The sequence below is a fragment of the Segatella copri genome (assembly GCF_003465495.1).
In the GTDB taxonomy this organism is placed as follows: domain Bacteria; phylum Bacteroidota; class Bacteroidia; order Bacteroidales; family Bacteroidaceae; genus Prevotella; species Prevotella copri_G.
The window spans coordinates 59,647-80,565 of the sequence record NZ_QSAV01000009.1 but is presented as its reverse complement, the minus strand read 5'-3'; the positions used below and the strand labels follow the sequence as shown (position 1 = coordinate 80,565).

Genomic DNA, 20,919 nt, shown 5'->3' with positions numbered 1-20,919 from the left:
TTAGAATACGACATTGAAACCTACGTTGACGGTCTTCAAGAGTGGATAACGGTTTGAACCGTTACTCTCCGGGTCAACCAAGTCGTCGAGATGATCCCATGTAAAGAGGTTGTTGGCATTGATGTAGAAGCGGACATTGCTCATACCGACATGCTTAATCAACTCCTTAGGGAATGTATAGCTCAACTCGATGTTCTTCAGACGGACGAATGAACCGTTCTTCAGGAAGAATGAGTTCTGGCGCTGGTTGTGGTCACCGTTGCTTCCGTAATGGAGCAATGGATAGGTAGCAGTAGCCAGGTTCTCTGCCTCGCTCTTTGCAGGGTTCCAGCGGTTCAGGTGGATATCCTTTACCTTACCGTTGTTTTGGAAGGCGAACATCGCATCGCTGTCGTAGTAACGGGATACATGATCTACACCCTGGAACATTACTTCGAAACCGATGCCCTTATAGTTGGCGCCGAGTGTCAGAGCGTATGTGTTCTCTGGAATATCGCTGTAGCCGATGAATGTCTCATCACGGTCATCGATGAAGCCATCGTTATTCATATCCTTGTACTTCAGGTCACCAACCTTTACGTTTCCGTAGGTTGATACAGGGAAGTTAGGATTATCCAAGTCGGTCTGTGTTACGAAGCCCTCGCATACCAGACCGAAGTACTGGTTGATTGGGTGACCTTCGCGCTTGCGGTAAGCGGTCTTGTAAGCAGGCTCATCCATATTCTTGATCTTGTTGGCTGCATGAGAGAAGGTTGCACCGATATTATAGGTGAAGTCCTTGCCGATGTGATTGAAGTGATGGAGTTCCAACTCGTAACCCTTGTTCTGGGTCTTACCGAGGTTTCCGGCTGCCATGGTTACACCTACCCACTGTGGACGGCTCAAGTACTCGGTCAGGATATCGTTACGGTTCTCAACGAAGTAGTCGAAGTTACCAGTCAGCATACCGTTGAACAAGCCGAACTCAAGACCTACGTTGAACTTCTTGGCACGCTCCCATGTTACACCATAGTTAGGATACTGGCTCTCGAAAATACCGGTTTTACCAGTATTACCGAAGTAGTAATCGTTGGAAATCTGGTTCCACTTCTCCTCATAGAGGAAGCGCTGAGCCACACCACCTACGGTATATACGTCGTTACCAACCTCACCGTAAGATGCACGGATCTTCAGGTTGTTCAACCAGTTTTCTGTTGGCTTCATAAACTCTTCCTGAGTTACACGCCAACCGAGTGAGAATGCTGGGAAGAAACCGAAGCGTTTGCCCTTGAGGAAGTTCTCTGATCCGTTGTAACCAACGTTAACCTCAGCCAAATACTTGTCATCATAACCGTAAGTTACACGACCTACGAGACCCTGATAGCGCTTAGCCAGGTCTGAGTTGTAACGATAGTCATTCTGGTTGTAAAGTACCATACCGGTAACATCGTGCTTACCAAACTTGCGGGCGTAGTTGATCTGACCCTCCATATAGAGCTTGTAAGTAGTAGAAGAGCCCTTAGAGTAAGCCAGGTCGCCGTCTACATTATATTTGGTATAAGCATCTGCACTGGTAAAGTTGTTACGGTCGTTCAATTCGTAAGTTGCAAAAGCAGCTCCGAATGTCTTCTTGTAATATGAGTCGTAGTCGAACGAAACCATACCGCGGGCAGAAAGACCAGGAGTCAACCAGTCCATCTTGTAATCAGCAATGAAGTTGGTCTCATTGATGGTATTGGTTCCGCGATAGTATCCACCCTTGGCAAGGGCAGCCACTACGTTGTCCTGATATACGGCTGTACCACCATAGAGAGTCTTGGTTGTCTCACCATTCTGTACCTCATAAGATACAGGGAAGATCCAACCTGGAGTATGGTTGATACGTGCGAAGATATCATAGTTGGTAGAACTCTCGTTAGTGTTTGAACCATGACGGTTCTCGAAACGAGTACCGAAGTTTACGCTGAATGTCAAATCCTTAGAGAGGAAGAAGTCCATGTTGGCACGGAAAGCGTAACGGTTGTAGCCTGGGCTTGAAGAGTTACCGTAGGTATCCTGGCTGAGGTTCTTAATCAAAGAACCCTGGTTGTAGATTTCACCAGAGACATAGTAGCGCATACGCTTCGTACCACCACGTACACTTACATTATAGCGCTGAGAAGGAGCCCAGTTGTTGAGCACCTCATCATACCAGTCTACATTAGGATAGAGAAGCGCATCAGCACCTGTCAATTCGCCGGCACAGCTCTTGCGGTACATCTCGATGTCAGAAGCCGAATACTGTGATGGAAGACCATCGTTCTTCAGAGCCTCCTCAAGGAGAGTTACAGAGTCATAAGAGTTCAGATAGTGAGGCTTACGGGTTGGAGTACCCCACATGAAGTTGCTTGTCAAGCTAACCTCTGGCTTCATATCCTTACCACGCTTGGTAGTAACGAGGATGACACCATTCGCACCACGCACACCATAAACGGCTGTAGCAGAAGCATCCTTCAATACAGAGATGCTCTCGATATCATCAGGAGCTACCTGAGAGAAAGCACGTTCTACACCATCTACCATTACCAATGGAGCACCATCGCCAGCGAAGGTTGCACGACCACGGATGTTGATGGTAGCGTCATCGGCACCAGGAGCACCAGATACCTGGGTTGTTACGACACCAGGAATCTTACCGGCAATAGCCTGTGTTACGTTGGCAGTAGGAGTATTCAAGAGGTCGTCTGAACTAACCTGAGAGATTGCACCTACGACACTCTCTTTCTTCTGATGACCGTAACCAACGACTACGACCTCTTTGATTTTCTGACTTTCGTCCTTGAGAACCACCTTGATATTACGCTGATTGCCTACACGGATGTTCTGAGCAACCATACCGATATAAGAAATCTTCAAAGTAGCGTTCTCGTTCTTCACCTGAATCTTGAAGTTACCGTCGAAATCAGTAACAACACCATTGGTTGTCAATGCTTCCATAACAGTAGCACCGATGATAGGCTCACCCGATTCATCTGACACATTACCCGATACGGTAACCTGTGCTGATGCTCCTAAAGTAAGGAGCACCAGTGTCAGGGTCAAGAATAACTTATGCAATATGTTATTGTTCATTGTTTATTCTATTTTGGTTATTATTCTGCAAAGTTAGTATTGAACCATGGATATGTTCTAACCTGCTTGATAACTTGATAAGACTTTTCATTTGTCAAGAAGACATAAAGCGGTTTACCCTCAAGTCCATCAACAAAGAAAGACATCTGAGGCAAAGACTCTCCCTGAGCTGTCACAACATCAGCTGTCATATCAACTCTATCACCAACACGTTTGAAATCAAGAGTAACAGTAGCACCATTAATATCTGTCTTCCAAGTATCCCAATTGTAGGTAGCTGTTACATTATCTCCATTCGTTGGTATATTAGCTCCCCATGTCCAAGCATCTGCTCTACAAACTGCATACTCTAAATATCCAGCCTCACCAAAAGGAGTGTTTGTGAATGCAACTACATAATTTTCCCAATTCTCTCCACCTGCAGTTGTATTGACAAATTGAATTGTCAAACGTGAACGCTCTGCAGAAAGGTCATACATTTCAGATTTCTTATCAAAGAATGCTGAAGAATTATCATCAGAACCGATTGTATATGCACCATCTTTATAATTAACAGATGTATAAGTCTCGGCCTTTTCAAATGTCAAGAATGACTTTTCTAGAGTTACAAAAGTACCCCATTCTTCTGTAGGAGCTTCCTTTTGAGTATCAAATGTACAAACTGGTAGTTTAGAACCACTTGCAGTTGTCACATATTGTTCAACATGGAACATTTTACCAGTACGAGTAACATAAAGGTCTACTGTTGCTCCCTTCATATCAGCAATCCATGAATCCCAATTATAACTTGCAGAAACGCCTTGAGCATCGCCATCGAGGAGTGAACCCCAACTCCAAGCATCACCACGACATATCTCATATTCAATATATCCATTATCGCCAAAAGCTACACCATTTGTTATGGCAAGAACCCATGTTTCATAATTTTTTGCAGCATTATTATTGCAAGTAAAACGGTAATGAACAGTACCATTACCTTTCATTTGAATATTTGGAGTTTTAGGATCAAAGAATCCGGAACTAAAATCTTCATTACCGATAGATTCTTGTTCTTTCCAAATGAAACCGCTACCTCCATTACCACCAATGGTCTTGTTCCAATCCTTCTCTTCCATCATGTTACGGATCAGGGTAACATTGTCGATAGATACGGTGTTGGTCTCTTCGGCTGTCAACTTGCTGTCTCCACCTATATATATATAAGGTAAAGAGTTGATGGAATCAACCAAAGTCTTGTACTTGAAAGAAGTAGCACTTGATGATGTCTGATAACCGGAAAGGCTCTTCTTACCATCAACGTAGAGCTGGTAACCTTCAGTAGAAAGCTGAAGGGCTACGAAATGCCACTCATTAGGAGAGAGAATACCTGTCTTCACAGAAGCAGGATCATTCTCATTCAGGTTCAAACTCTGCAACTGGGTAGGCTTGTTGTAAACCACCTGACCATTGGCAGTGATATAGAAGTGAGCACTGATATCATTACCAGCAGCATCCTTCTCATCTGAACCAAATGAGATAAGAGGTCGGGTCAAGTCAACATCTGCGACTGTTCCGTCCTCAGCTACGGCTGCATCAATCTTTACAGCGAAAGTGATGGCAGCGCCATTTTGCAACTTCACACCATTGAAAGGATTGGCAATCTTGGCACCACCCTTACCATTGATGTGCAATACATTACTTGCGAGGGTCTCATCATTGGTCACCTCACATGACTCATCGTGACTTATCATGTCTGAATACTCAGGTTTCTCTTCTGAATACTCAAAGTCATAAGTTGCCACTGTTGTCTTAGATGGGTAAATCTGTCCGCCAGCAGGATCGTCCTGTCGGCCCCAGTCATCACCACAAGCAGTGAAACTTAATGCCACCATGATAGCACAAGCAAACGAAAGTAAAGTTTTTCTTAACTTCATAACTTAACGCCTTTAGGTTGTTTGTTTACTATTCAAATAGGTTATTTAAAAATCTTAAATCCTTTTTCAGTGGCAAAAGTACAATTAATCGGTTTATATAGGGTGGACAAATGGGTTTTATAGGTGGACAAACCGCATAAACAGTGGATTTTTAAGGATATTACGTGCTTATCCACCAGTTGTGTACCCACACATACAAAACAAGGGGTTACTTGACCTATATCAAGCAACCCCTCGGTTTTATTTTATTTGCTTAACAAATTATCACATCCAGGAACATTATTTCTCCGAAGAATCCAAGGAGAACTATGCCATATCTGAACCCTGAGAATCCAACTGATCCTTATATGCAGTCGGCGAGATGCCAAACTGCTTGGTGAAGCAACGGGTGAAATACTTCGGATCGTTGAAGCCTACACGGTAGGCTATCTCCGTAATATTTCGGTTGGAAGTTTTATCAGCCATCATCTTGCGCGAGATGTCGAGACGGTAGTTGCGGATAAACTGGGCTGTTGGCAAGCCTGTCTCCTTGGAGAGATTCTTGCTCAGTACACTGCGGGATATACCCAAGGCATCTGCCAGTTCCTGAACTCCGAACTCAGAATTATCGTAATTCTTCTCCATCACATCCATCACTTCTTCCATGAATGGACGCATAGTCTCCTCTACCATCTTCCTGTCAGCCTCAATGCTCTTTTTCTGACTGTCCTGATAACGCTTCTGGTTCTGCAGAATCATCTGGATGCGACTCTGCAACTTTTCTGGTTCATCACTTTCCTTCATCGCTGCCTCGATAGGACGGTACAGAGCTTCTACTTCCTCTTCGCGCATCTTGTTGAGACGGCGCACATAAGCATATTGGAGCAAGGCGATGATACCTATTATAATAAGGGTAACAAACCACCAGCTCTTCCAGAAATAAGGAGTAATCTGAACTTCTACAGAGATCACCTGCTCCTTGTCGGAATTGATAGATGGGATATATTTCACCTCAAACTTATAGTCTCCAGCTGGCAGAGTGGAATAACGCACACTATGCTGACCAGCCTTGAGTTGAACCCACTCATTCTCGTATCCCTTCATGCGATAGAGATATACACCCTGACTCTCGCTGCCATAATTGAGCGCTGAGAAAAAGAGGGTAAACGACTTATCACTCTCATGGATACGCAACTTTCTGGCGTTGGAGATGTCTTCTTCCAGATAATCGCTGCCGGCAAAGACAGGCTGGTTATCTACCAGAAGTTCGGTAAAGCACAACTTACCCGTCTGATGCACAGAACGGTTTATGCCCTTTACAGCCATCATACCCGCATCGGTGCCCAGGAATATCTCGCCCTTGGCATTGCGGATGGCACCATTGAAATAGAACTGCGAACTGATCAGACCGTCTTCACGGGAGAAACTGCAGAATGCCTCGGTCTTCGGATTGAAGATAGAGAGTCCGTTATCGGTGGCTATCCACAACATACCCTGGTTATCCTCTACAATACCCTTCACGATATTGTTGGCAAGTCCGTTATTGGTGGTATACGACTTCACTTGAGTCTTTCCGTTTTTATCGCTGGTATAGCAATACAGACCGTAGCCGTTACTGCCCATCCATATCTTTCCATCCTTAGCCTGACAGAAAGACAATATCTTATCGAAGACTCCACTCTTCGGATTGTCGAGTTTATACTGATGATACGTCACAGCGAAATCGCCCTTGCCATGAGGACGCGACTTGAGGTCGACCTCTACCATTCCCCGCACACAACCCATCAGGAGTTTGCCCTTTCGGGTTATCAGAGAACCAATGCAGCCGCGCACATTCTGGCATCCCCTGAAAGGTTCAATGAGTTGGCGGCGCTTCATATCATAGAAGAAGAGACCGTCATTGGTTCCGAGCCACATACCATCATTGATAGGATCGTAAGCCAAAGCACCGGCAAAGTTGAGTAAATGCTGATGCTTAGCATCTATCACCAGAGGAATAATCTTGTCCGGCTGACTGAGATTCATCACAGCAAAGCCCCTTCCCCAGGTACCAATCCAGAGCTGATTGCGGTTATCGGCTGCAAGAACCGAGACGGTATTATGCGGCAAACCGGAATTTGCCACCGTATAATGAACAAAGTTCCTGCTGTCTGGAGCCAAGGCATTGAGACCTCCCTCTACGGTTCCTACCCACAGGGTTCCGTCGGCTGCCGCATACATGGCATTAACAGCATTAGGAGAGATACTGCCCGGGGTGGCGGGGTCGTGACGGTAGAATTCCAAATTCAGCTGACGTGGAGCCAGCTTGGTAACACCACCCGTCTCAGAGCCTACCCATATCTGTCCGTTCTTAGAGAAAAGACTGTTGATAAAGTTGCTGCTCAGCGGATTCACAGCCGTAGCAGTGTTCCAATGTTCTATCTCTCCGGTCTTATCATTGAAGATATCTACGCCACAGAGCGTTCCCACCAGAAGTTTGTCATCTGGAGAAACGGCAAGGCTCGTCACTACTTCGTGCTGGAGTGAATGGTCGGTAGCAGAGCAATGGAATTCCTGCTTGCCACTATTAAACAATCCGCGATTCGTACCCATCCATATCTTGCCATGATAATAAATAAGCGCCCCCCCATACCTACCTTCGAGCGGAGGGAACAGGGATGAGATATTCTTTGCTACGAGCTGATTGTTCTTCACAGAAAACTCGCTCACTACTCCATTGTTGCATAATACAACCGTTCCTCTGCGATAGACATCACAGATTCCGAGGTCGGGAGCATTATAAGGATAGGATGTAGACAAGACGCTGTTCACCTCGCCCTTTTCGTTAAAGCCGAAACGGGTAAGCTGATTGACAGACAGCATCCATATATTGCCCTTTGCATCACAATATATTCGGGTGCAAAGGTTCTTGAATACTTTGTTGAGTTGTGCCTCTACCTGGCTGTTCTCACAAGGTGGAACAACAGGCTGCATGGTATTGAGGTCGAGCACCTGCGGACCTTCTTCGAAAGCCACCCAAAGGCGCTTGAACGGATCTTCGCAGACATTACGGCAACTGTTGCTTCGCAGACTGATTCCTACAGACCCCAAGCCGAAGTTCATGAAATTGAAACCATCGTAGCGTACCAGACCACCACCATGCGTACTGATCCATACGAAGCCGTAAGAGTCCTGAAAGATGTCATCAGCAAAATTATTCGGCATACCTGCAGCCATATTGAGATAGCTTACATTATAGCGACTAGGCAGCCCACCTTGCGCCCAACTGCTCAAGGTTATGAAGAGAATGCTTATTATAGAAAGAATGTATCTAATCATTAACTATTCTTTTGCTCTTTTCTGTTCTTTGCGATCATCAATTTTGGCATAAATAAATATTCCTGCTGCCAAAAGCACCAAAAAGCCATACATAATAAACAATCCTGTATCCATACTTATTTCTCCTGTCTTTTTCTATCAGACATTTTAGAATAAATAACTAATCCTGTTGCGAACACAGCAAGGAAAATATACATTGCTAATAATCCATTACTCATTTTACTTCCCTTTCTTATTTTTATCTTTTCCTTTTTTAATTAAATAATATCCCAATGCAAACAATAGAACAGCCAATAAGACTGCACCAATAAATGACCACCAGGAATCATTATCTTTACCAAACATTTGCGATAAGATATAAGCAGTAATTATATACTTGGATATATCTAATAGCCATTTGCCTATTTCTTCATCCATTTTTATTAAGTTTTTAAACTTCTGCTTGCAAAAGTACGAAGAAAAAATGAAACGAAAGAATTTTTATCAAGAAAAAAACGTTCCTAGAAGTGTAAATTTACAACTCTAGGAACGTTCATATAATAATATACTTGCTTCAGCATACTCAAGTGCTTGAATCAGTTAACGGAGTCGAATGCATCGGTCAACGGAGTCGAATGCATCGGTCAACGGAGTCGAATGTATCTGCCAACGGAGTCGAATGCATCTGCCAACGGAGTCGAATGCATCTGCCAACGGAGTCGAATGCATCTGTCAACGGAGTCGAATGCATCTGTCAACGAAGCTACTTGCGTTTTAGAACTCAAGAATCATGCTCTGGCGAGGACGGAGCTTCACGTTCTTGTTGATAAGAACGGTACGACCGTTTGTAACATCCGTAGCCTTATCATGAGAACCGATAATCTCTGCATAACGGGAAACATTCAGCTCGTTTGCCTCGTTCTTGCCGTTGATAACCGTCATCACATTCTTACCCTTATACTGGCGGGCAATTACGTAAACACCCTTCTGAGGACAGAACTGGGTCTGCTTGCCCTTGGTAATCACTTCATTGCCCTGACGCCAGTGCAACAGGTTGCTGAGCCAGTTGAACATCTGGTTTTCTGCCTGTGTTCTTCCTTCGGCAGTAAAGGCATTGTGCTTGTCACCAGCCCAACCGCCAGGGAAGTCCTTGCGTACATTGCCATCGGTTACACTCTTGGTACCGTTCATCAGCACCTCTGTACCATAATAGAGCTGAGGAGTGCGATTGATGGTAAGAAGCAATGACAGCGCCTGCTTCAAAGCCAGGGTATCCTTGCCTTCACCCAGGAAGCGGTCGGTATCATGATTCTCGATGAATGCCATTACGCTCTTTGGATTAGGATAGAGATAATCGTAGCAGAACACGTTGTAGAGACGGTTCATGCCGTTCCACCAGTCATCGGTCTCTTCTTTCTTTGCACTGTTGATGCGGTCGAAGAAAGCGAAATCCATAACGGTTGGCAGATAGCTGTTCTTCTCAGAAAGTTTGCTGTCCTTCTGCCAGGCTGCAGTATAGGCAGGTTCGGTTACCCAAGTCTCGCCTACGGTATTGAAGTGAGGATACTCCTCGCCTAGCACCTTCATCCAGTGTGCCATCGCATCGCGGTCGGCATAAGGATAGGTATCCATACGGATGCCGTCGATACCTGCACTCTCTATCCACCACTCACTGTTCTGAATCAGATACTTGATAACGTGTGGGTTACGCTGGTTGAGGTCAGGCATGGTTGGAACAAACCAGCCATCTACGGTTTCAGTGAGATCAACCTTGCTGGCGTATGGGTCAAGTACCGGAGTCAGCTTATAACTGGTCTGCAGATACTTATCGTTCACCTTGGCAGCGCCATCCACTGTACCGATGTTCTTCTGATGCTCGGCAGTCTGATTTTCAGGAGCCAGCCATTCTGGTTTATTAAACCAGTCCTTTGAAGGCATATCGGCAACCCAAGGATGCTCGAAGCCGCAATGGTTGAAAATCATATCCATCACAATCTTCAAACCTTTCTTGTGAGCCTCATTTATCAGCTGCTTATAATCGGCATTGGTTCCGAAACGTGGGTCTACACGATAGTAATTGGTGGTAGCATAACCATGATAACTGCTGTTCTTGCCGTTACTTGGACTGTCGTTCTCCAAAACCGGGGTAAACCACAGAGCGGTTACACCCAACTGGTTAAAATAATCCAAGTGCTGGCGGATTCCCTCCAGGTCGCCACCATGGCGCAGACTAGGCTCTGCACGGTTGCAGGTCTTATCACGCATCGTCTTAAAGGCATCATTCTTCAGATTGCCGTTGGCGAAACGATCTGGCATCAGCATATAGAGCACATCTTCATTAGAGAAACCGATGCGCTTGTCGCCCGCCATCTCACGGTTCTTCAACACATACTTTACCTTCTTCGACTGTTTGCCCTGCTTGAAGTTGAGGGTCATCTCACCAGCCTTTGCTCCATCGAGGTTAAGATAAACCAGGAGATAATTAGGAGAATCAAGGCGGGCGATGCTGTCTACCTTTACACCCGGATAGTCTACCGTTACATCGGCATTCTTGATATCCTTGCCATACACCATCAGCTGGAGTGAAGCATCTTTCATGCCCACATACCAGTCGGTAGGTTCAATGCGGTTCACGTTAACCGCTGCATTCATACTTATTGCACTACTCATAAGCAATAAAGAAGCTATTATCTTTTTCATATTACACCTTATTATATATATAAACTATTTCTGATAAAGTATCAGGGCTGACTGAGGGGCAACCTCAACTTCCTTTCCCGAAACAAAGCCTAAGCCTTCCTCATTGATCACACCATTGCAGCAAGCCACGGTATAATTACCCTCAGGAATCTGCATCTTCTTTGCCTCCTTATTGAAGTTATAGATCACGATGATGTTCTTCCACGCATCAATGCCCTCCAGATTCTTAAGCTGGAAACCTACGAGGCAAGTCTGCTGACAAGGCAGGAACTCCAGATGCTGACGTACCTTATCGCCTGTTGAAAGACGGAAGGCTGGATGATTCTTACGGAGCTGGATCAGACTCTTGTAATAAGCAAACGCCTGCGGATACTTCTGCAGATTGGTCCAGGTAAACTGGTTGATGCTGTCAGGAGAATTATAGCTATTGTGTACTCCCTTCTTGTCGCGGAGCATCTCTTCGCCGGCAAGGATGAAAGGAACACCCTGTGAAGTGAAGACGCAGGTCTGCGCAAGCTTATCGATGCGGAGCAACTCGGCAGTACGTATTGCTTCAGGGATATTCTTGTCGGTAAGAGATGCGATGCTTGCCTTCAGACGATCTACCAGACACATATCGTCGTGGCAGCTTACATAACTGATCTGCTCGGTAGGATTGTTGGTCCAAGGCTTCTTGTCATAGTTTACCTTGTTCATATCCACCTGCGGATGAGCAATGCCACCCACAATACCGAACTTCAGACTCTCCTCCTGACCTGTAAGACCAGCCAGGAGCGCACCCTGATGGTCATCAGAGAAAGGACCACGGAGCGCATCGCGCATATCATCGCTGAAAGCACCAATACCCTTGAGCTGCTGGGTATTCGCCTTCACCGCCAGTTTCTCGGTAGGATAAGCACAGCTGCCTGCACTCCATCCCTCACCATAAATATAGATGCTAGGATCGATGCGGTTTACCATCTCACGGATAGCCTGCATGGTTTCGATATCATGAACACCCATCAGGTCGAAACGGAAACCATCGATATGATATTCGTCTATCCAATATTTCACGCTCTCCAGCATAAACTGGCGCATAAGAGGCTTCTCTGAAGCAGTCTCGTTGCCACAGCCTGAACCGTCAGAATACTTACCATCCTTGGTCTTGCGATAATAATAATCAGGATGGGTACGTTGGAAATTGCTGCCGTTGATATCGAAAGTATGGTTATATACGGCATCGAAAATCACTCGGATGCCTGCCTTATGCAGCGCCATCACCATCTCCTTGAACTCCTTGATGCGGGTTGCTGGAGAATAAGGGTCGGTAGCGTAACTGCCTTCCGGCACATTATAGTTCTTCGGATCATAACCCCAGTTGAACTGTGGTTTGTCGAGTCGGGTCTCATCTATAGAAGCGAAATCGAATACAGGCTGGAAGTGGATGGCGTTGATGCCCAGATTCTTGAGATATTCGATAGCCTTTGGCTCGGTGAGGGCGAGATATTTACCCTTATATTTCAAGCCGGATGTAGGAGAAATGGAGAAATCACGCACGTGAAGCTCGTAGATAACGAGATCGGCTGGCGATTTCAGAGCAGGACGCACGTCCTGATCCCATCCAGATGGATCAGTATCATACAAATCTACGATGGCGCCACGGTTTCCGTTCACACCTACTGCTTTGGCAAATGTACCTGGTGTTTCACCCTTGCCAATATCAAAGGTATAGAACTTTCCCTTGAGGTCGCCCTTTACGGTAGCCTCCCAGCGTTCATCACCCAACTTCTTCATTTTCAGCGTTTTATAAGCCTTTCCTCCCTGACCTTGCTTATAAAGACGGAGGGTTACAGAAGACTTTTGGGCTGTTGGAGCATTCAGGATAAACATGGTTTTCTCCTTGGAATACATCATCTCATTGAATGTCTGCTGCGCATTCAATGAAGTTGGTAAAACGGTTGCTGTCAATGCTGCAATTATTAGTTTTTGGATATTCATATTATTAAGTTATTGGTATACAGGACATTAAAGCGAACTGAGCGAAGAAAACTGTGACAGATTATCTACGCTCATTTTTAGCGTATTTCCGACCAACCGGACAGTTGGACGGGAATACGGAAATTATAGGCTTATTTAGCGAGCAATGAGATGGCGAAACCACCACCACGTGCTTCGTTAATCTTCAAAACATCACCCTTCTTCACAGTCTTGTGGATGATCTGATAAGATTTAGGGTTCTTCTCGTAGTCAGCAGTCTTGCCGTCCTGATAGATAGCGCAAGCATACTTCTTGCCCTTATCCAGGAAGTCGAGCTTTACTACGGCTGTGCGGGCTGCATCAGTCTTACCGCCTACAAACCAGTTGTCGGTTCCCTTTGCCTTGCGGGCTACGGTGATATACTTGGCTGGCTCTGCCTCCAGATACTTGGAGTCGTCCCAGTCGCAAGCTACGTCGCGGATGAACTGGAAGGCATCATCGTACTTCTCATAATGCTCTGGAAGATCGGCAGCCATCTGCAGCGGACTGTACATTACGAGATAGAGAGAAAGCTGACCACAGAGAGTGGTATGAACATAACTCTTATTGTTGCTCCACTCAGAAAGCTTGGTCTCAAAGATACCAGGAGTATAATCCATCGGACCACCCTGCAGACGGGTGAATGGCAACATTACGGTATGATAAGACTTGTTACCGCCAAATGCCTCATACTCTGTACCACGTGCACTCTCGTTGCCAACCAGGTTAGGCCAGGTGCGGCAGATACCTGTAGGACGGGTTGCCTCGTGGGCATTTACCATGATATGATGCTTGGCAGCGGTCTCGATGACACGCTGGTAGTGATTGTTCATCAACTGGCTGTAGTGATACTCACCTCTTGGGATGATATCTCCCACATAACCGGTCTTCACGGCATCATAACCATATTTGTTCATCAGGTTGAAGGCATCTTCCATGTGGCGCTCGTAGTTGAGAGCTGCAGAAGATGTCTCGTGGTGCATCATCAGCTTCACGCCCTTAGAGTGAGCATATTCGTTGAGCATCTTGATATCGAAGTCTGGATATGGAGTCACGAAGTCGAAGACATCGAGCTTCTGGTGACCGAACCAGTCTTCCCAACCTTCGTTCCAGCCTTCTACCAATACTTCCTGCAAACCGTTCTTGGCTGCAAAGTCGATGTAGCGCTTCACTTCCTCGTTGGTTGCACCATGAGTACCGTTAGGCTTGCACTTGCGGTAATCAGTAACACCGAGACGCACAGATGGCAGATCGTTGGTATAGCTCCAGGTCTTGGTACCCACAATCATGTTCCACCATACACCGCAGTACTTGGTAGGATGAATCCAGGATGTATCCTTAATCTTGCAAGGCTCGTTGAGATTCAATGTCAACTTGCATGAAAGCATATCACGGGCATCATCACTTACCATCACGGTACGCCAAGGGGTATTGAATGGAGTCTGGATGAATCCCTTTCTGCCCACGGCATCAGGAGTAAGCCAAGACTCGAAAGTCAATGTTTTCTCATCCAGATTGAGGTGCATGGTAGGATAATCCAGACAGGCAGCCTCATGGATGTTGATGTAGAGTCCGTCCTGGGTCTTCATCTGGAGAGAGGTCTGAACACCGGTATCAGAGAAGACGGTGGTAGACGAATTACTCTTGTAAGCTTCACGGTTTTTCGCAATAATTGGGCGAATGCCTGTCAATGGAGTAATGTTGTAATCATACTCCTGTGTATCATAATCACCAGGAATCCAGTAAGCGGTATGATCGCCTGCCATGGCAAACTGGGTATGCTCCTCCTGGATGACGAAATAATTCAGACTCTCCTGCTGTGGAAACTCATAGCGCAAGCCCATACCATAATCATATACACGGAAACGGATGGTGATGTTACGCTTAGAAGCAGCCTGATTCAGGTTTACCTCCATCTCGTTGTAATGGTTGCGGATGGTAGCGGTCTCGCCCCATACCGGCTTCCAGGTTTCATCGAAGGTCGATGTCTTGCTGCCAGTTTCAGTAAAACCATCCATCAGGCTGGTTTCCTCCATGCCCTTAGAGGCATGTTTATCCTTAGCCAGTTCCAATCCTAAGTGGGATGGCTTGCATACAGTCTTTCCCTTATAGCTCATCTCATAGGTAGGCTGTCCCTTTTCGGTCAAAGAGAATGTTACCGAGACGTTGCCGTTAGGCGACTTTATGGTCTGGGCTGCTGCCAACATAGGAAGCAAGAGCCCCATCACTAATACATTCAGTTTTTTCATACTGTTCAGTTGTTGTTTATTCTTTTTTTGTATCTTCGTTAGTTTATCTCAATCATTATCTGTTTATTCTTAAGATAGTGCAAAGATACAAAAAACAAAAATACCCTCCACGTTTTGGGAGGGTATTTTTCTGCAAATGAGTGTGCAAACGTTTGCACTATATATAATTATGTTAGTTAGACTCTTCCAGACTGCGAAATCATTTCTGTGATATTCTGCACGAAACGCTTATCTGCAGCCAGATCCTCTATGTTGAGGTGCATGCGATAACGCCAGTAATGCTTAGGGTTAGCCGGGATATTGATACGCTCGGCATCGGCATCCGGCAGACGGAGAGCCTCATCGGTAGCCAACCAGTCCTGAATGCTCAATATGCAGAGCATGGATGGAGAGGTGAGATGGCGGCTGATGATATCACTAGCCAACCAGCCTGGGAGTGGATGAGGTGCTGGTCCCTGACGGTAGAGCATCGTATTGTAATACTCCTGGGTACGCTGGATATTCTCATCCCACCACATACGCAGAGTAGGCATATCATGGCTCGAAATGGTACATACCGAACGGTATGGGTTACGGCTCAGATGTCCGAACTTAACCGAAGGATCCTTTGGCATGCTCTGGAGTTCCAGACTCAATATCTTCAACTCGTCCATTACCCAAGGCACACAGTCTGGCACCATGCCGAGGTCTTCGGCACAAACCAGCATGCGGGTAGCCTGAACCAGCTTAGGCAACTTCTTCATCGCCTCCTGATACCAGAACTGGTTGTTACGGCGATAGAAATAGTCGTTGTAAAGGCGGTTGAACGCAGCCTTGTCATTATCATAGAGCGACTCGTAGATAAAGTCAAGCTGGGCTGAGATACGTGGATGGAAGACGCCAGGGTTGGTATGATCACGTACGAAGAGTACATCGCTGATCAGGGCATACAAGCCATCACGCAGCCAGAGTTCCTTCTCATCTGTTACATCAGCAAAGAGAGCCTCAACCTTGCGCTGGGTATCTACCTCAGGCTTCATCTGATAACGCTCGTCATCCAGACGGTCGAGATACTTCTCCTTTACCTCGCCGGCACGCTCATGGAACACACGATCCAATACCCAATCGGTAATGAACGGACGGGTAAAACGGTCATCCTGGAAGTGCAAACCATAGCTTTCTATCTCTTCACGGCTCATGGCAAGCGCCGGTGCAAACTGTCCGAGCAATCCATGTACGCTATGTACCGGAATCTCCCAGATACGGAAGAAGCCCAATACGTGGTCGATGCGGTAAGCATCAAAATATCTTGCCATGTTCTGGAAACGGCGGTTCCACCACTGGCAGCCATCCTTCAGCATCTCAAACCAGTTATAGGTAGGGAATCCCCAGTTCTGACCATTGACAGAGAAGTCATCAGGTGGAGCACCCGCCTGACCATTGAGGTTGAAGTATTTAGGTTCCGTCCATACATCGCAACCATTGCGGTTTACGCCGATTGGAATATCACCCTTCAAAATAACACCCTTAGCCTTGGCATACTCGTGAGCCTCCTGCATCTGGCGGTCCAGTACGAACTGTACGAAATAGAAGAACGCCACGTTCTTGTAAGCAGCAGTCTTAGGGTCGGCAAGCGCCTTGCGCTCAGCCTCATCCCATACCTGATGATCTGGCCACTGGTTGAAATCAGCCGTACCATTCTTATCACGCAGGTATGAATACTGGGCGTAAGGAACCAACCACTGTTTAGTATCCTGGAAGAAAGCCTTGTATTCGGCTGTCTTCATCATCTTTTCACCTTCCTGATTGAAGATTTGGCGCAAGTAATTTATCTTGAAATCATTTACCTTTTCGTAGTCTATCTTATCCAGTGCGTTCAACTCAGCACGTGTCTTCTCAGCCTCAGCACGAGCCTTTGCATCCTTCAACTCAGGAAGAGCATGAAGGTTGGCATACTGCGGATGAATGGCGAAGACGCTGATGCAGCTATATGGATAACTGTCGGTCCATGTATGAGTGATGGTGGTATCATTGATAGGAAGGAGCTGGAGCACCTTCTGACCGGTAGAAGCCACAAAATCTATCATGGCCTTCAGATCACCGAAGTCACCGATACCGGCACTCTTCCTGGTACGCAATGAGAACACTGGCACCAGCGTTCCGGCAAGTTTGCGGTTATACAGAGCGAAAAAAGCCTGGTCGAGTTCATAAGATACCAACTCACCTGCCTTCATCTCCGGCAAATCCACGGTTCTGTTCATGCTGGTTTCCCAGAGAAGCTCGTTCTTTGCATTTCTGAAAGCCACGAACTTAAACTCCAGATGACTGCCCTCAAGATGAGCCGCATCAATATCAGCAACCCATTCATTATAGGTATGCTGAGTCATCGGAAGAATCTTCTGCACATCCCAAGCGCCCAATGCTTTATCTGCACCCAATACACCCAGGCGCTCACCATCGTGAAGCTGAGGAGCACGGACTATCAGACGCACAATCTTGCTGCCCGTTTCCGGCTTCATCTCCTGTGGAACCTGATGATTGATGCAATCGGTAAAGGCGCTGCTGTAGAGGAAAGCATCCTCAGGCATAGCCTTCCAATGATCGTAAAGGGTATAAACCGCAGCCTTCCTGGCATTTACATCGAGCTGATGCTTAATCATAAGCCATTCGGTCTTGACTGCTCTTCCTTCACGTTCTACACTATAATAATAGGTATACGATTTCTCTGGTGATTCAACACCCCAGTCGCATGCCCATCTTTCACCATCTGTTGTCTCGAGAGGAAGTTTCAGTTCACCTTCCTCCGTCTGAATGTTTACGACGATCTGTTCGCCGAACATTGCTTTATATTCAATATTAAACTGTACTGTCATAAGACTCTTAAAGGCTCTTGAAAATGTTATAATTTATGTTTGATGCTACAAAGGTAAGAAAAACGAGCGAAAAACGTATCTGAAATTTGCATATTTTTTTCTCACAAATCGTGCAAACGTTTGCACAACCCTCACTCCGTAGAAACAATCAATTAATCGTTCATCTCATTTTATTCTGATTTCTTATCCTTGATGATGCTCACAGACAGCGCACCCGCAATCAGCAGGATACCTGCCACAATCATCATATCGCTCTGATGAGAACCCACCAGACTCAGGACAGTTCCACCGCAGATGGCAGCCACAATCTGAGGGATACAGATGGTTCCGTTAAACAGACCGAGATAAGCACCCATGTGACCATATCCCTGCAAAGCATTGGTAACAAAGGTGAAAGGCATCGCCAGCATGGCTGCCCAACCGGCACCAATCATCAGGAACGGAACAAACTGCAGATACTGGTCATGCAGGAAAGGTATCAGGGCAAAGCCCACACCGCCGATAACCAGACTGACAGCGTATGCCACCTTCGTATTCTTAAACTGAGGGAGAATCACAGCCCAGACTACACTACCTACCGCCTGTACGGCAAAGAGAATGCCCACCCAGTTGCCTGCCTCCTGAAATGCTTCAGAAGCAGGGTCGGTAGTATTCCATACGGTTTCAGCGATGGCTCCCGTAGAATAATTCCAGAGATAAAGGAAACCAGCCCAGCAGAAGAACTGAACCAGTCCCACCTTCCAGAAGGTAGATGGCGCCTTGCGGAGCAAAGTAATCCAACCGGCCTTGTCTTCAGAAGCCTCAGCATCAGGATTCTTCACTCTTCCCTCTTCACTCTTCGCTTCATTATACTCCGCATACTGCTGTGGATTCCACTCCTTCACCTTCATCGTGGTGTAGATAACACAGAGAATCAGGATAGCCGCACCGATATAGAACGACCAGATGACAGAATCAGGAACCACACCCTTCTCAGCATAATTCTTGATACCGAGGAAGGTAAAGAGGAACGGGAAGATATATCCGGCTACAGAACCGGCATTGCAGAGGAAACTCTGGATAGAGTAAGCCTTTGCCTTCTGTTTTTCATTTACCATATCGCCTACCAGCATCTTGAACGGCTGCATCGCCATGTTGATGCTCGTATCGAGGAACATCAGCGCTATCAGTCCGAAGAGCATCGCACCACTCACGGTCAGTCCGAGCGAACCGGCATTCGGCAGCAGGCACATCACCAGGACGGCAATCGTAGCACCCACAAAGAGATAAGGGATGCGGCGACCGAAGCGGCACCACGTCTTATCGCTCAACGTGCCCACGATAGGCTGAACCAGGATTCCCATCAGAGGAGGGAGAATCCAGAAATAACTCAAGTTGTGTGGGTCAGCACCCAACGTTGCAAAGATTCGGGAGATGTTGGCGCTCTGTAGGGCGTAGGCAATCTGTACTCCGAAAAATCCGAAGCTCAAGTTCCAGAGCTTCCAGAAACTTAAATCAGGTTTTTGTTTCATCGTTATATTGTTTTTATATTTTTATCTTGTTGTTCCTCTCACCACGAGTCGTGTTCTCACCACTCGCTTCTCCACCTCATCTCTAGGGATGGAGCCTTCCACCTGACCAATCAGGATATTGGCAGCTTCCTCGCCTACAGCTACACCTCGCTGCTCAACCGTAGTAAGCATCGGGTCGCACGCCTTGGCACGGTCGCCATTGGTGAATCCGCAGATGCTGATTTCTTCAGGCACCTTGAATCCCATCCGCTTGGCGGTATAGAGGATACCGATTGCCGTATCATCATTGATGGCGAAGAAAGCATCCGGACGATCTTCCTCTATCAGAATATCCGGCGTTATTGCCTCGGCACTGGCACGGTCATCGCAGATCTTCACCCAGTCAGGGTTTTCCGTCAAGCCATGCTTTACCAGCGCATCATGATAACCGTTATATCGGTTCTTGGAGATTTCCAGATTCATCGGCGAGCCGTAGAAGGCAATCTTCTTACAGCCCGTATCAATCATGTGGGTAACGGCAGTAAAGGCACCCATATAGTCATCTACCACCACTCGCGAGCAGTTCACGCCCGTACATATTCTATCATAGAAGATGAGCGGCACCCCATTCTGCAGCAGTTTTTCGAAATGGTCATACTGCTTGGTATCCTTCGCCTGTGAAACGATGATGCCACAAACCTTGTTCTGATAGAAGTCTTCACAGATGGCCACCTCCTTATCGTAGCGCTCGTTACTCTGCGCCACCATCACACGGTAACCTCTGGCTCTAGCCTCTTCCTCTATGCCCGAAAGCACCGACATGAAGTAATAGTGTACCACCTGAGGTACAATAACTCCAATCACCTTCATTGGCTTCACCTTATTATGTCTTAAAGCTTCACCCAGGAAATTAGGAAAGAAGTTATGTTCACGCGCGTATTTCTGAATACGCTCCTTTTGGGCAGTACTGATACGAGAACTGTCCTTCAATGCTCGGCTCACCGTGGCAACACTTACGCCCAGGTCGCGAGCAATATCTTTCATTGTTATTGTTTCTTTATCACCCATTGCTATTAGTTGTGCTGCAAAATTACGAAATATCCTCAATATCAGTTCAAAGTTCTTGACTTAAATCAAGTAATTTCTGTGCAAACGTTTGCACAAAATAAATAACGGAATTAACACAAAAATAGTACAACATTAGAGAAAAGAACTTAATTTTGCACACAGAAACGACAAGTTTATGGGCAAGTGCCCCATTCCTACCTTATATAATAATAAGAAGGATGCCAGAAAGACCCCGAAAAGAGCCAGAACGGCATTTTGAGTAGGAACGACAACAACTTAAGCCAAG

General features: G+C 46.3%; 10 protein-coding genes. All 10 read right to left on the bottom strand.

Annotation, left to right across the window (positions count from 1 at the left end; genetic code table 11):
• The 10 genes from DWV53_RS04125 to DWV53_RS04080 all read right to left on the bottom strand — a co-directional run bounded on the left by DWV53_RS04125 (position 1) and on the right by DWV53_RS04080 (position 20,633).
• Positions 1-3,090, bottom strand: a complete 3,090-nt coding sequence (locus DWV53_RS04125; RefSeq protein WP_118151819.1) for a SusC/RagA family TonB-linked outer membrane protein — start codon at positions 3,088-3,090, stop codon at positions 1-3.
• Positions 3,091-3,110: 20 nt separating this feature from the next.
• Complete coding sequence (locus tag DWV53_RS04120) at positions 3,111-5,003, bottom strand: hypothetical protein (RefSeq protein WP_147468734.1); 1,893 nt, start codon at positions 5,001-5,003, stop codon at positions 3,111-3,113.
• 306 nt (positions 5,004-5,309) lie between these two features.
• Positions 5,310-8,300, bottom strand: coding sequence for a two-component regulator propeller domain-containing protein (locus DWV53_RS04115; protein WP_118151815.1), 2,991 nt, complete (start codon positions 8,298-8,300; stop codon positions 5,310-5,312).
• A gap of 219 nt (positions 8,301-8,519) precedes the next feature.
• On the bottom strand, positions 8,520-8,717 hold the full coding sequence (locus DWV53_RS04110) for a DUF6722 family protein (protein ID WP_118066256.1): 198 nt from the start codon (positions 8,715-8,717) through the stop codon (positions 8,520-8,522).
• A 336-nt stretch (positions 8,718-9,053) separates the two neighbouring features.
• The gene (locus tag DWV53_RS04105; RefSeq protein ID WP_118151813.1) at positions 9,054-10,979 is read right to left on the bottom strand and encodes a glycoside hydrolase family 13 protein; all 1,926 of its coding nucleotides are present in this window, start codon (positions 10,977-10,979) and stop codon (positions 9,054-9,056) included.
• 24 nt (positions 10,980-11,003) lie between these two features.
• Positions 11,004-12,956: a type I pullulanase gene (gene pulA / locus DWV53_RS04100; protein ID WP_118151811.1), complete on the bottom strand. Its 1,953-nt coding sequence runs from the start codon at positions 12,954-12,956 to the stop codon at positions 11,004-11,006.
• A gap of 131 nt (positions 12,957-13,087) precedes the next feature.
• Positions 13,088-15,223, bottom strand: coding sequence for a glycoside hydrolase family 97 protein (locus DWV53_RS04095; RefSeq protein ID WP_118151809.1), 2,136 nt, complete (start codon positions 15,221-15,223; stop codon positions 13,088-13,090).
• Between the two features lie 176 nt (positions 15,224-15,399).
• Entirely contained in the window at positions 15,400-18,075 is a 2,676-nt protein-coding gene (locus DWV53_RS04090) for a 4-alpha-glucanotransferase (RefSeq protein ID WP_118151807.1), read from the bottom strand.
• Between the two features lie 170 nt (positions 18,076-18,245).
• A complete protein-coding gene (locus tag DWV53_RS04085) occupies positions 18,246-19,586 on the bottom strand; it encodes an MFS transporter (RefSeq protein ID WP_118151805.1) in 1,341 nt (446 codons plus the stop codon).
• A gap of 21 nt (positions 19,587-19,607) precedes the next feature.
• A complete protein-coding gene (locus DWV53_RS04080) occupies positions 19,608-20,633 on the bottom strand; it encodes a LacI family DNA-binding transcriptional regulator (protein WP_118151803.1) in 1,026 nt (341 codons plus the stop codon).
• Positions 20,634-20,919 lie beyond the last annotated feature (286 nt).

Coding starts and splice junctions, on each gene's coding strand:
- DWV53_RS04125 (WP_118151819.1), bottom strand. CDS start 3,090: ATGAACAATAACATATTGCATAAGTTATTCTTGACCCTGACACTGGTG.
- DWV53_RS04120 (WP_147468734.1), bottom strand. CDS start 5,003: ATGAAGTTAAGAAAAACTTTACTTTCGTTTGCTTGTGCTATCATGGTG.
- DWV53_RS04115 (WP_118151815.1), bottom strand. CDS start 8,300: ATGATTAGATACATTCTTTCTATAATAAGCATTCTCTTCATAACCTTG.
- DWV53_RS04110 (WP_118066256.1), bottom strand. CDS start 8,717: ATGGATGAAGAAATAGGCAAATGGCTATTAGATATATCCAAGTATATA.
- DWV53_RS04105 (WP_118151813.1), bottom strand. CDS start 10,979: ATGAAAAAGATAATAGCTTCTTTATTGCTTATGAGTAGTGCAATAAGT.
- pulA (WP_118151811.1), bottom strand. CDS start 12,956: ATGAATATCCAAAAACTAATAATTGCAGCATTGACAGCAACCGTTTTA.
- DWV53_RS04095 (WP_118151809.1), bottom strand. CDS start 15,223: ATGAAAAAACTGAATGTATTAGTGATGGGGCTCTTGCTTCCTATGTTG.
- DWV53_RS04090 (WP_118151807.1), bottom strand. CDS start 18,075: ATGACAGTACAGTTTAATATTGAATATAAAGCAATGTTCGGCGAACAG.
- DWV53_RS04085 (WP_118151805.1), bottom strand. CDS start 19,586: ATGAAACAAAAACCTGATTTAAGTTTCTGGAAGCTCTGGAACTTGAGC.
- DWV53_RS04080 (WP_118151803.1), bottom strand. CDS start 20,633: ATGGGTGATAAAGAAACAATAACAATGAAAGATATTGCTCGCGACCTG.